The organism is Pseudothioclava arenosa (assembly GCF_002358085.1).
Taxonomy (GTDB): domain Bacteria; phylum Pseudomonadota; class Alphaproteobacteria; order Rhodobacterales; family Rhodobacteraceae; genus Pseudothioclava; species Pseudothioclava arenosa.
Map to the genome: position 1 here is coordinate 1 of NZ_NTJD01000016.1, position 11774 is coordinate 11774.

The 11774-nt window shown below is 65.8% G+C and carries 12 protein-coding genes and 1 pseudogene; 8 read left to right on the forward strand and 5 right to left on the reverse strand.

Going from position 1 to position 11774, the window contains the following annotated elements:
- On the reverse strand, nucleotides 1-147 hold a 147-nt coding region (locus tag CLN94_RS13590), incomplete at its 3' end, for a transposase (protein ID WP_143598917.1).
- 200 nt (nucleotides 148-347) lie between these two features.
- Between CLN94_RS13590 and chrA the strand changes: the two genes are divergently transcribed.
- Entirely contained in the window at nucleotides 348-1535 is a 1188-nt protein-coding gene (chrA, locus tag CLN94_RS13595) for a chromate efflux transporter (protein WP_245845250.1), read from the forward strand.
- Nucleotides 1536-1687: 152 nt separating this feature from the next.
- The gene (gene katG, locus CLN94_RS13600; RefSeq protein WP_096434552.1) at nucleotides 1688-3850 is read left to right on the forward strand and encodes a catalase/peroxidase HPI; all 2163 of its coding nucleotides are present in this window, start codon (nucleotides 1688-1690) and stop codon (nucleotides 3848-3850) included.
- 69 nt (nucleotides 3851-3919) lie between these two features.
- Here the strand turns inward: katG and CLN94_RS13605 are convergent, their stop codons facing one another.
- The 4 genes from CLN94_RS13605 to CLN94_RS13620 form a co-directional block, all read right to left on the reverse strand.
- Nucleotides 3920-4969, reverse strand: a complete 1050-nt coding sequence (locus CLN94_RS13605) for a quaternary amine ABC transporter ATP-binding protein (protein WP_096434554.1) — start codon at nucleotides 4967-4969, stop codon at nucleotides 3920-3922.
- Nucleotides 4962-5870: an ABC transporter permease gene (locus CLN94_RS13610; RefSeq protein ID WP_096434556.1), complete on the reverse strand. Its 909-nt coding sequence runs from the start codon at nucleotides 5868-5870 to the stop codon at nucleotides 4962-4964. The genes CLN94_RS13605 and CLN94_RS13610 overlap by 8 nt, the downstream gene beginning before the upstream one ends.
- 74 nt (nucleotides 5871-5944) lie before the next feature.
- A complete protein-coding gene (locus CLN94_RS13615; protein ID WP_096434558.1) occupies nucleotides 5945-6940 on the reverse strand; it encodes an ABC transporter substrate-binding protein in 996 nt (331 codons plus the stop codon).
- A gap of 203 nt (nucleotides 6941-7143) precedes the next feature.
- Entirely contained in the window at nucleotides 7144-7593 is a 450-nt protein-coding gene (locus CLN94_RS13620) for an Lrp/AsnC family transcriptional regulator (protein WP_096434560.1), read from the reverse strand.
- A 118-nt stretch (nucleotides 7594-7711) separates the two neighbouring features.
- Between CLN94_RS13620 and cobA the strand changes: the two genes are divergently transcribed.
- The 6 genes and pseudogenes from cobA to CLN94_RS14185 all read left to right on the forward strand — a co-directional run.
- Nucleotides 7712-8557 carry a uroporphyrinogen-III C-methyltransferase gene (cobA, locus tag CLN94_RS13625; RefSeq protein WP_096434562.1) on the forward strand — a complete coding sequence of 282 codons (846 nt, stop codon included), beginning with the start codon at nucleotides 7712-7714 and terminating at the stop codon, nucleotides 8555-8557.
- Between the two features lie 3 nt (nucleotides 8558-8560).
- Nucleotides 8561-8863: a DUF2849 domain-containing protein gene (locus CLN94_RS13630; protein ID WP_096434564.1), complete on the forward strand. Its 303-nt coding sequence runs from the start codon at nucleotides 8561-8563 to the stop codon at nucleotides 8861-8863.
- A complete protein-coding gene (locus CLN94_RS13635) occupies nucleotides 8863-10533 on the forward strand; it encodes a nitrite/sulfite reductase (protein ID WP_096434566.1) in 1671 nt (556 codons plus the stop codon). The genes CLN94_RS13630 and CLN94_RS13635 overlap by 1 nt, the downstream gene beginning before the upstream one ends.
- Nucleotides 10523-11260 carry a phosphoadenylyl-sulfate reductase gene (locus CLN94_RS13640; RefSeq protein ID WP_096434568.1) on the forward strand — a complete coding sequence of 246 codons (738 nt, stop codon included), beginning with the start codon at nucleotides 10523-10525 and terminating at the stop codon, nucleotides 11258-11260. The genes CLN94_RS13635 and CLN94_RS13640 overlap by 11 nt, the downstream gene beginning before the upstream one ends.
- Nucleotides 11257-11598: a DUF934 domain-containing protein gene (locus CLN94_RS13645; RefSeq protein ID WP_096434570.1), complete on the forward strand. Its 342-nt coding sequence runs from the start codon at nucleotides 11257-11259 to the stop codon at nucleotides 11596-11598. Before CLN94_RS13640 ends, CLN94_RS13645 begins: the two co-directional genes overlap by 4 nt.
- A 10-nt stretch (nucleotides 11599-11608) precedes the next feature.
- Nucleotides 11609-11774: pseudogene (locus CLN94_RS14185) on the forward strand (ferredoxin--NADP reductase); the annotation flags it as partial.

Sequence of the window (11774 nt, forward strand, 5' to 3'; positions counted from 1 at the left end):
GTCCATGCCGCCATACTTGGCCTTCAGTTTGTAGAACGTCGCGGTGCTCAAGCCGTGCCTGCGGCACACCTCAGCCGTCGGCATCCCGGCCTCCTGTTCCTTGATCATCCCGATTATCTGCGCCTCGGTGAAACGGCTCTTACGCATGTGTCTGCTCCTTCAGAGTTGGTGCAGACTCTGCATTAAAGTGAGGGATTTCGCGGGGGGCAGGTCACACGGCGTTTCGGTAATCCGAGCCCTCAATGGCAACTATGGCTACGATAATTGCGTGCTAAAGAGCTAACCTGTTAATGAATTTCGCGCAATGCGCCTGGGGGCGAGCGCTGGTCTCGGACAAGGAGAACCGGGTGGACGAAGCAAATACGCACCGCGCGCGTGAGGTGTTCGGGGTGTTTCTGCGCCTTGGGCTGAGTTCGTTCGGCGGGCCGGTGGCGCATCTGGGCTACTTCCGCGACGAGCTGGTCACGCGGCGGCGCTGGCTGTCGGAGGCCGCCTATGCCGACCTCGTCGCGCTGTGCCAGTTCCTGCCGGGCCCCGCGTCGAGCCAAGTCGGCTTTGCGCTGGGGCTGATGCGGGCGGGCTGGCGCGGGGCGCTGGCAGCCTTTGTGGGGTTCACGCTGCCCTCGGCGATCGCGCTTTACCTTTTCGCGCTGGGGGCCGCACATCTGGAGGGTGCCATCGCGCAAGGCGCCTTGCACGGGCTCAAGCTGGTGGCTGTGGCGGTGGTGGCGCAGGCGGTCTGGGGCATGGGGCGCACGCTTTGCCCCGACCCGCCGCGGATCGCCATCGCGCTGGCGGCGGTGGGCTGGCTCGCGCTGGTGCCGGGATCGGCGGGGATGGTCGGTGCGATCGCTTTGGGCGCTCTGGCGGGGCTGCTGCTGGGCAAGGGTGCGCCTGTGCCCGGAGGTCCTCTGGCGATTGACGTGCCGCGCGGGGTCGGCCTTGGCGCGCTTGCGCTGTTCAGCGCCTTGCTGGTCCTCCTGCCTCTGCTGGCGGGGATGGGGCAGGGGGTTGCGGTTGTCGGTGCGTTTTATCATGCGGGCGCGCTGGTCTTTGGCGGGGGGCATGTCGTCCTGCCGCTGCTCGAGGCCGAGACCGTCGCGCGCGGCTGGGTTTCGGCGGATCAGTTTCTGGCGGGCTATGGCGCGGCGCAGGCGGTGCCGGGGCCGCTGTTTACCTTCGCGGCCTATCTGGGGGCGGTGCTGGGGCCCGCGCCGCATGGGCTTGGCGGGGCCGCGCTGGCGCTTTTCGCGGTGTTCCTGCCGGGGTTCCTGATTTTGGTCGGGGTGCTGCCGTTCTGGAACGCGTTTCGCACGCGTCCCGCGGCGCAGGCGCTGATGCGCGGGGCGAATGCGGCCGTTGTCGGCGTGCTGAGCGCTGCGCTTTACGCGCCGGTCTTTACCTCTTCGGTCACCGGTCTTGCGGATTTTGCCCTTGCGCTGCTGTGCCTTGCGCTCCTGATGGTCTGGCGCGTGCCGGCCTGGGCGGTGGTGGTGTTCGGGGCGGGCGGGGGTATCGCCCTTGGCTGGCTTTGATTGGCATAATAAAGACTTATTGAAAAGCTAAATTTATACAATTTCCGTTTATCCATCGGCATCGGTAAACCTTTGCGCAGAGAGGGGCTCGGGCTGAGCCCCTTGCTACGACCAACGCAACGATCCGAACCCGGATGGATGGAGGAAAAATCATGGACGGAAGCGGCAAATGCCCGGTGATGCACGGCGGCAATACGGCCTCGGGCAACTCGAACATGGAGTGGTGGCCGAACGCGCTTAACCTCGACATCCTGCACCAGCATGACAGCAAGACCGACCCGATGGGCGCGGCCTTCGATTATCGCGAGGCGGTGAAATCGCTCGATTACGAGGCGGTGAAGCAGGACCTGACCGCGCTGATGACCGAAAGCCAGGACTGGTGGCCGGCGGATTGGGGCCATTACGGCGGGCTGATGATCCGCATGGCCTGGCACGCGGCGGGGTCCTATCGCACGGCGGACGGGCGCGGCGGTGGCGGCACCGGCAACCAGCGTTTCGCGCCGCTGAACTCCTGGCCCGATAACGCCAACCTCGACAAGGCGCGCCGGCTGCTGTGGCCGATCAAGAAGAAATACGGCAACAAGATCAGCTGGGCCGACCTGATCATCCTCGCGGGCACGGTGGCCTATCAGTCGATGGGGCTGAAGACCTTTGGCTTTGGGTATGGCCGCGCCGACATCTGGCATCCGGAAAAAGACGTCTATTGGGGCGCCGAGAAGGAATGGCTCGCGCCGTCGGATGAGCGTTACGGCGATGTGAACGACCCGAAAACCATGGAAAACCCGCTGGCGGCGGTGCAGATGGGGCTGATCTACGTGAACCCCGAGGGCGTGAACGGCAACCCCGATCCGCTGAAGACTGGGCTGCAGGTGCGCGAGACCTTTGCGCGGATGGCGATGAATGACGAGGAGACCGTGGCGCTGACCGCGGGCGGCCATACCGTTGGCAAATGCCACGGCAACGGGCGCGCCGAGAACCTCGGCCCCGATCCGGAAGCGGCGGGCATCGAAGAACAGGGCCTCGGCTGGATCAACCACAAGTCGCGCGGCATCGGGCGGGATACCGTGACCTCGGGCATCGAGGGCGCCTGGACGACGCACCCGACGCAATGGGACAACGGCTATTTCGCGCTGCTCCTGAACTACGACTGGGAGCTCAAGAAATCCCCGGCTGGCGCCTGGCAGTGGGAGCCGATCAACATCAAGGAAGAAGACAAGCCGGTCGATGTCGAAGACCCCTCGATCCGCTACAACCCGATCATGACCGACGCCGACATGGCGATGAAGATGGACCCGATCTATCGCGAGATCTCGGAGCGGTTCTACAAGGACCCGGCCTATTTCGACGAGGTCTTTGCCCGCGCCTGGTTCAAGCTGACGCACCGCGATATGGGGCCGAAAGCGCGCTACATCGGCCCGGACGTTCCGGCCGAAGACCTGATCTGGCAAGATCCGGTGCCGGCGGGGCGCACGGATTACGACGTGGCGGCGGTGAAGGCCAAGATCGCGGCCGCCGGGCTGAGCGGTGCCGAGATGGTCGCGACCGCCTGGGACAGCGCGCGGACCTTCCGTGGCTCGGACCTGCGTGGCGGCGCGAATGGCGCGCGCATCCGTCTGGCGCCGCAAAAGGACTGGGAGGGTAACGAGCCGGAACGCCTGGCCCGTGTGCTCTCGGCGCTGGAGCCGATCGCGGCCGAAACCGGCGTGAGCCTCGCCGATCTGATCGTGCTGGCGGGGAACCTCGGGGTCGAGCAGGCGGCGAAGGCTGCGGGCTTCGAGCTTGAGCTGCCCTTTGCTCCGGGTCGCGGGGACGCGACCGAGGAAATGACCGACGCGGAGTCCTTCGATGTGCTCGAACCGGTGGCCGATGGCTATCGCAACTGGCTCAAGAAGGACTATGTGGTCAGCGCCGAGGAACTGCTGCTGGATCGCACGCAACTGATGGGCCTCACCGCGCCCGAAATGACCGTGCTGGTCGGCGGCATGCGGGCTATGGGCACCAACCACGGCGGCACCGCGCATGGCGTGTTTACCGACCGGGTGGGGGCGCTGACGCCGGACTTCTTCGTGAACCTCACCGACATGGCGAACAGCTGGGTGCCGGTCGGCGCGAACCTCTACGAGATCCGCGACCGCAAGAGCGGCGCGGTGAAATGGACCGCGACCCGCGTCGATCTGGTGTTCGGCTCGAATTCGGTGCTGCGCGCCTATGCCGAGGTCTATGCCCAGGACGATAACGCGGGCAAGTTCGTGGCTGATTTCGCCGCCGCCTGGACCAAGGTGATGAACGCGGACCGGTTTGACCTGACCGCCTGAGCACGGTCTGCCTGAAACAACGATGCCGCGCGGCCCTTTCGGATCGCGCGGCGTTTTTCTGTGTGGGGCTCAGGCCCCTGCGGCGATTTCGGAGGGGGTGACGATCGCGGTCAGGATCGTCTTCGTGTCGATCACGCCCAGCGTCGCGCCATCGCGGCCCGTGACCTGCGCCCGGTCCGCGCCCGCCGCCGCCATGTCGCGCGCGACAAGCTCCAGCACCTTGCGACCCGGCACCTTGAGCGCGGGCATCTCTTCGCCCTCGGTCAGCGGGCGGGCGAGCCGGTCGGCATGGATCACCCGGCCCCGGTTCACCTCGCGGACAAACTCGGCGATGTAGTCATTTGCCGGGCGCAGAACGATGTCCTGCCCCGTTCCCACCTGCTCCAGCGCCCCGTCGCGCAGGATCGCGATGGAATCGCCCAGCCGCAGCGCCTCGTCGAGGTCGTGGGTGATGAAGACGATGGTCTTGTGCAGCTCTTCCTGCAGCTCCAGCAGGACCTTTTGCATGTCCATCCGAATGAGCGGATCGAGCGCCGAAAACGCCTCGTCCATCAGGAGGATATCGGCGTCATTGGCGAGCGCGCGCGCGAGCCCCACGCGCTGCTGCATGCCGCCCGAAAGCTGGTTTGGATAGTTGTCCTCGAACCCCGAGAGGCCCACGCGCTCGATCCATTTGCGCGCGACGGGTTCGGCTTCGGCGCGGTCCACGCCCCGGATGTCGAGCCCGTAAAGCGTGTTCTCCAACACCGTGCGATGCGGCAGAAGCGCGAATTTCTGGAACACCATCGCGGTCTTGGTGCGGCGGAACTCGCGCAGCTCGGCTTCGTTCATCGAGACCACGTCGCGGCCTTCGTAAAGCACCTCGCCCGCCGTGGGCGCGATCAGCCCGTTGATATGGCGGATCAGCGTCGATTTGCCGGAGCCTGAGAGCCCCATGATGACCGAGATTTCCCCCGCCGCGAGGTCGAGCGAGATATCCTGCAAGCCAAGCACGTGATTGTGGCGCTCGTTTAGCTCTTCCTTGGTCATGCCCGCCTGAACCTTCTTGATGAAGCGTCCGGGGCGGGGGCCGAAGATCTTGTAGAGATGGCGGATCTGGATGCCGGAACGCTCAGTCATGGCGGGCCTCCGTGTGTTTTTGCAACCGTTTGCCGAAGGCCTGCGAGGTGCGGTCGAAGATGATCGCGATCGCGACCAGCGCGAAGCCGTTCAGGAAGCCGGTGGTGAAATACTGGTTGGTAATCGCCTGCAGCACGTTCTTGCCCAGCCCGCCGACGCCGACCATCGAGGCCACCACGACCATCGAAAGCGACATCATGATGGTCTGGTTCACGCCGGTCATGATCGTGGGCAGCGACAAGGGCAACTGCACTCCCCAGAGCTTCTGGCGCGGGTTCGCGCCGAAAGCATCGGCGGCCTCGATCACCTCGCGGTCCACGAGCCGGATGCCAAGGTTCGTCAGCCGGATCATCGGCGGCACCGCATAGATTACCACCGCGATCAGCCCCGGCACCTTGCCGATGCCGAAGATCACCACGACCGGGATCAGGTAGACGAACGACGGCAGGGTCTGCATCACGTCGAGCACCGGCGTCAGCACCGACTGGAACCGGTCCGAGCGCGCCATCAGGATACCCAGCGGCAGCCCGATCAGGATCGCGACGAAGGTTGCCACCGTCACCATGGCGAGCGTCGTCATCGTGTCTTCCCACAGCCGGAACACCCCGATCGCGACCAGCGCCATCGCCGTGCCCGCGACGGTCTTCCAGCTGCGCGATCCGGCCCAGACCACGACCAGCAACAGCAGGAACATCACCGGCCAGGGTGCCTCGGTAAAGCCGTCTTCCAGCGCGTTCATGAAGATCTGCAAGGGGGCGGTCGCTGCGTCGATCGCATCCGACCAGGCGCGCACGATGTCGCGAAAGCCTTCGTCGATGCTCTTGCGCATCACGCGCAGGGTCGCGTTCGAAAGCGAGGGGAATTCACAAAGTATCTCGGGTAGGCCCATGCATGTCGCCATCGGCTGTCCTCCGGTTGTCGGAATGGCAAAGGCCGCGCGGGAACAAGCCGCGCGGCCCTCGGTTCAAGGCGCGATCAGAGCGCGGCTTCGACTTTGGCCGCAACTTCCGGCGAGACCCAGGCTGTCCACATGTCCTTGTAGTTCTCAAGGAAGTAGTAGGCGGTGTCCTCGTTCGAGCCTTGGTTTTCGTCCATCCAGGCCAGAACCTTGCCCACCGTCTGGTTGTCCCATTTGCGGGTCTGGACGTAGTCCATCGCGACGCCAGCCTTTTCGGCGAACTCCTTGGTCACCACGGTGAACACGTCGGAAATCGGATAGGCGTTGGGTTTCGGATCGGCGCAATCGTCCTGCGAGGTGCAGGCATCCCAATCGGCCTTGTCATTCGGCACGCCCCAGTCGAGCGAGACCATCTCGTATTTGCCGAGGATCGCGGTCGGCGCCCAGTAATAGCCGAGCCAGCCGGCCTTGCGCTCATAGGCATTGGCGATCGAGCCATCGAGCCCGGCGGCCGAGCCGGTGTCGATCAGGTCAAAGCCTTTCTCTTCCGCACCGTAGGCCTTGAACAGGTTGGTGGTGGAGATCTGGCAGTTCCAGCCCGAGGGGCAATTGTGCACGGCTCCGCGCGAGGGGTCTTCGGGGGCGGGGAACAGCTCGGGCCGGGCCAGCGCCTCTTCGACCGTCTTGATGCCGGTTTCTTCGGCCAGGTATTTCGGGATCCACCAGCCCTCGACGCCACCATCCGACAGCAGCGGCGCCGCGATCACCATGCGGCCCTCTTCCACGGCCTGGTCGAGCGCGTTCTTGACCGCGTTCACCCAAAGCTCGGGCGCCATGTCGGGCTCGCCTTTTTCGTTCATCGAGGTGAAGGTCGGCATGGTGTCGCCGGTGACCAGCGTCACGTCGCAGCCATAGCCCTCTTCGAGGATGATCTTGTCGACCCAGGCGGCGACACCGGCCGAGGCCCAGTTCATCTCGGCGATCGAGACTGCGCCGCAGTCTTCGGCAAGGGCGGGGGTGGCAAGGGCCGTCAGCGCGGCGGCGAACAGCGGTTTGGCAAGATTGGCCTTCATCGGGTTACTCCTGTCTGAATTTCGGGAAGGGCAGGCCTTTACGCAGGCCAAGGCGGGCCCTGCCGAAACGGCGGGGGCCTCCGGGTGCGCGTTCAGAGTGCGGGCACCGGTTGCGTTGTTAAAAAACGACATGACAGTGTCGTAAAGCGCCTTTCCGTGAGGGGCAAGGCGAAATTACGACTATCTGTGTCGCAAATGGTGGATCAGATCGGCAAGGCGGTCGTTGCCTTGATCTCTTCCATCGACAGCAGCGCGGTCACGTTAAAGATCGACACATCCGCGATCAGCGCCTGATAGAACCGGTCGTAGCCCTTGGCGTCGGGCACGCGCACCTTGAGAAGATAATCGATCTCGCCGGCCAGACGATGCGCCTCAAGCACCTCGGGGCGGCGCCGGATCGCCTGCAGGAACCTGTCCTGCCAGTCCTTCTCGTGGGAGGAGGTGCGCACCAGCACAAAGAAGCAGGTGCCGCAGCCCACCGCATCGGGATCAAGCAGCGCAACCTGCCCGCGGATCACCCCTGAGTCGCGCATTTTCTTGATCCGGTTCCATACCGGGCTGCGCGAAGAGCCGACGGCGGCGGCAATTTCCTCAAGCGATCTGCTCGCATCGCTCTGCAATTCCGAAAGGATTTTCCGATCCAGCTCATCCATCGAGACGATTTTCCCAAACTTGCGAAGTTGCTGGTCACATTACTCCTTATTTCTCGCGCCATCTAGCGGAAATGGGGGAAAATTTCCTATTTTCTGCATAAGCAAAGCGGAGTGTTCCATGTCCTTCTTCTCGATCTTCAAACGCGCAGCGCGTCCGGGCCAGGCCCCGGCGGCTTCGGCGCCGGTCGGCGAAGTGCTGTTCGTGGGCGCGGGGCCGGGCCATCCGGACCTGCTCACGCTGGGGGCGGCGCGGGCGATCCGCGAAGCCGACGTGATCCTGCATGACCGTCTGGTCTCGCCCGAGGTGCTCGATTTCGCGCGCCCGGGCGCGGCGCTGATCGAGGTCGGCAAGACCGGCTTCGGCGAGGCGATCCCGCAAGAGGAAATCAACGCGCGCCTCGTGGCCGCGGCGCGGGCCGGTGGGCGCGTGGTGCGGCTGAAGGGGGGCGACCCGTGCATCTTCGGTCGCCTCGACGAGGAAATCGCGGCGCTGGATGCAGCGGGTCTGGCCTGGCGCATCCTGCCCGGCATCACCGCCTCTTCGGCGGCGGCGGCCAGCATCGGCCGCTCGCTGACGCGGCGCGAGCGCAATGCCGGGCTGCGGATCATCACCGGCCATGACGCGCGCGGCTTCGCCGATCAGGACTGGCGCGCGCTGGCGGCACCCGGCGCGGTGGCGGCACTTTACATGGGCAAGCGCGCCGCGCGCTTTGTCGTCGGGCGCCTGATCATGCATGGCGCCAGCGCCGACCAGCCGGTCAGCGTGATCGAGAACGCCTCGGGCCCGGCCGAGCGTGTCAGCGCCGGGCGGCTGGCCGAGTTGCCCGCTCTTACCCAGGCCTGCGATGGCCCGGCGCTGATCCTTCTGGGGCTGGCCCCGCATCCCCGCGTCGCGAGCGACGACCAGGCGAACCTGGCACTTTCCGACTTTCCGTTTCTGACCGATCTTCTGCAGGAGGCCTGATCCATGGCGCGTGCTTTCCAACCCAAGGTTCTGACCGCGAACCACCTGCGTTCGGGCGCCGTCGTCTGGCGCACCGTCGATGGCCGCTGGAGCGCGGACCCGCGCGAGGCGGAGCTGCTGACCGACGAGGCCGATGCCGAGGTGCTGCTGCTGAAGGCGCAGGGCGAGGCGCTTGAAGTGATCGGCCCCTATCTGGCCGAGGCCCGCCCCGGCCTGCAGGGCCCCGAACTTGTCCATATCCGCGAACGCCTGCGCGCCACCGGCCCCTCGGCGGGCCTGCGCGTCACGCAACTGGAGGCGCTCTGATGTATCGTTATTCCGACTGGGACGAAACCTTTGTCCGGGCCCGCGTGGCCGAATTCTCGGATCAGGTCGAGCGCCGCCTCACGGGCGCGCTGAGCGAGGATGAATTTCGCCCGCTGCGCCTGATGAACGGGCTCTATCTGCAGCTGCACGCCTACATGCTGCGCGTGGCGGTGCCCTATGGCACGCTGAGCGCACGTCAGATGCGGGCGCTGGCCGAGATTTCCGAGAAATGGGATCGCGGCTATGGCCATTTCACCACGCGCCAGAACATCCAGTTCAACTGGCCGAAACTCGAGGACGTGCCCGCGATCCTCTCGGCGCTGGCCGATGTGGAGATGCACGCGATCCAGACCTCGGGGAACTGCATTCGCAACGTGACGACCGACCCCTTCGCCGGTGCTGCCGCCGATGAGGTCGCCGATCCGCGCCCCTATGCCGAGCTGATCCGCCAGTGGTCCACCGACCACCCCGAGTTCCAGTTCTTGCCGCGCAAGTTCAAGATCGCGATCACCGGCTCGGCCGAGGATCGTGCCGTGATCCGCGCCCATGACATCGGGCTGCGGCTGGTTGAACGCGATGGCGCGCTGGGCTTCGAGGTGATCGTCGGCGGTGGCCTTGGCCGCACTCCGATCCTTGGTGAAGTGATCCGCGACTTCCTCCCCGAAGCCGACCTGCTGCCTTATCTGGAGGCGGTTGTCTCGGTCTATAACGGGCTTGGCCGGCGCGATAACAAGTACAAGGCGCGGATCAAGATCACCGTGCAGGAAAACGGGATCGAGGCTTACCGCGCTGCCACCGAGGCCCGCTTTGCCGAGCTGCGCCCGCTGTTCGGCGGTGCCGATCGTGCCGCTCTGGCCGAGATCGCCGCGCAATTCGCGCCGCCGGCCTTCGCCGCGCGTGACGCGGGCGCCTTTGACGCGGCCTATGCCGCCGATCCGGTGTTCCGCGCCTGGGCCGATACCAACCTGAACCCGCATATCCGCGCCGATCATGCCATCGTCACCGTTTCGCTGAAGGCCCATGGTCAGGCGCCGGGCGATGCCTCGGCGGTGCAGATGCGCCTGCTGGCGGACCTGGCCGAGGAATTCGGCCATGGCGAGCTGCGGATCTCGCAATATCAGAACGTCGTGCTGCCGCATGTCGCGCGCGCCGATCTGCCGGCGCTTTATGCGCGGCTCAAGGCGGCGGGGCTGGCGACGGCGAATGTCGGGCTGGTCTCGGATATCATCGCCTGCCCGGGCCTCGATTTCTGCGCGCTGGCAACGGCCCGCTCGATCCCGGTGGCACAGGCAATCGCACTGCATTTCGACGCGCTCAAGCTTGAGCATGAAATCGGCGAGTTGGAGCTGAAGATCTCAGGCTGCATCAACGCCTGCGCGCATCACCACATCGGCCATATCGGCATCCTCGGGCTCGATCGGGCCGGGGTCGAGAATTACCAGATCACGCTGGGCGGCGATCCGGTGGCTCCGAGCGCGCGCCTTGGCGACCGCATGGGGCCGGGCTTCTCGGCCGAAGACCTGATCCCGGCGCTCGAGCGGCTTTTGCTGGCCTATCTCGACCTGCGCACCGACCGCAGCGAGCGTTTCATCGACACCTACCGGCGGCTGGGGGCAGAGCCCTTCCGTGCCGCACTGTATCAAACGGAGGCCAAGGCCAATGCCGCTTGACGATCTGAATGTGAAGGTCGCTGCCCTCAATGCGGCGGCCGAGGGGCTGGAGGCTTCGGAGATCCTGCGCCTCGCGCGGGCCGAGATCCCGCAGCTCGCGATGGTTTCGAGCTTCGGCGCCGAGTCGGTGGTTCTGCTGCATCTGATGGCGCAGATCGACCGCGACTGGCCGGTGCTGTTCATCGACACGGAACTCCTGTTCCCCGAGACGCTGGCCTATCAGGAAACGCTGGCCTCGACGCTGGGGCTGGCCAATATCCGCCGCCATGCGCCCGATGCCGCGATCATCGCCGCCGCCGATCCGCGCGGTGACCTGAACCAGATCGACCCGGACGCCTGCTGCGACCTGCGCAAGACCCGCGTGTTGGAAACCGCGCTCGAGCCCTTCTCGGGCTGGGTGACGGGGCGCAAGCGCCATCAGACCCGCGAGCGCGCCGATCTGCCGGTCTTCGAGATCGAGGACGGCACCGGCCGGATCAAGGTTAACCCGCTCGCGGCCTGGGGGCCGGGCGAGGCGGGGCGCTACATCCTGCGCCACAACCTGCCGCGCCACCCGCTGGTCGCGCAGGGCTATGCCTCGATCGGCTGCGCGCCCTGCACCAGCAAGGTGGCCGAGGGCGAAGACCCCCGCGCGGGCCGCTGGCGCGGCCTCGACAAACAGGAATGCGGCATCCATCTGGTGAACGGCCGCTTCGTCCGTATCGGCACCGAGGAGGCTGCGTCATGAGCTTGCTGATCGTTGACACCCTGCCCGAGGCGCTCGCGCCCGACACCGCGCTTGCCGCGATCGACCTTGGCGCGCCCGAGCTGCGCATTGCCTTCCCGGCTTTTTCGGACGGGCGCGGCTTTTCGCTCGCGTCGATCCTGCGCCGGGCGGGCTATGCCGGTCGGCTGATCGCCAGCGGCGATCTGATCCCCGATCAGTATCGCATGGCCTTGCGCGCGGGATTCGATGCCGTCGAGGTCAGTGCCGACAAGGCCGCGCGATGCAATTGGGAGGGCTGGCTCGCCCGCAACCCGCTGCCCGCGCAAAGCTATCAATCGCGCCTGCGCGCGACCGCCTGAGGATACCAGAATGAACGACCAAAGCCCCATCGCGCCCGCGCGCGTGATGCCCGACGCGCAGACGGTGACTTCGGTCACGCATTGGACGGATCGTTTGTTTTCGTTCCGGGTGACGCGGCCGCAGACGCTGCGGTTCCGCTCGGGGGAGTTCGTGATGATCGGGCTCCTGGACGACA

Coding starts and splice junctions, on each gene's coding strand:
- katG (WP_096434552.1), top strand. CDS start 1,688: ATGGACGGAAGCGGCAAATGCCCGGTGATGCACGGCGGCAATACGGCC.
- CLN94_RS13605 (WP_096434554.1), bottom strand. CDS start 4,969: ATGACTGAGCGTTCCGGCATCCAGATCCGCCATCTCTACAAGATCTTC.
- CLN94_RS13610 (WP_096434556.1), bottom strand. CDS start 5,870: ATGGCGACATGCATGGGCCTACCCGAGATACTTTGTGAATTCCCCTCG.
- CLN94_RS13615 (WP_096434558.1), bottom strand. CDS start 6,940: ATGAAGGCCAATCTTGCCAAACCGCTGTTCGCCGCCGCGCTGACGGCC.
- CLN94_RS13620 (WP_096434560.1), bottom strand. CDS start 7,593: ATGGATGAGCTGGATCGGAAAATCCTTTCGGAATTGCAGAGCGATGCG.
- cobA (WP_096434562.1), top strand. CDS start 7,712: ATGTCCTTCTTCTCGATCTTCAAACGCGCAGCGCGTCCGGGCCAGGCC.
- CLN94_RS13630 (WP_096434564.1), top strand. CDS start 8,561: ATGGCGCGTGCTTTCCAACCCAAGGTTCTGACCGCGAACCACCTGCGT.
- CLN94_RS13635 (WP_096434566.1), top strand. CDS start 8,863: ATGTATCGTTATTCCGACTGGGACGAAACCTTTGTCCGGGCCCGCGTG.
- CLN94_RS13640 (WP_096434568.1), top strand. CDS start 10,523: ATGCCGCTTGACGATCTGAATGTGAAGGTCGCTGCCCTCAATGCGGCG.
- CLN94_RS13645 (WP_096434570.1), top strand. CDS start 11,257: ATGAGCTTGCTGATCGTTGACACCCTGCCCGAGGCGCTCGCGCCCGAC.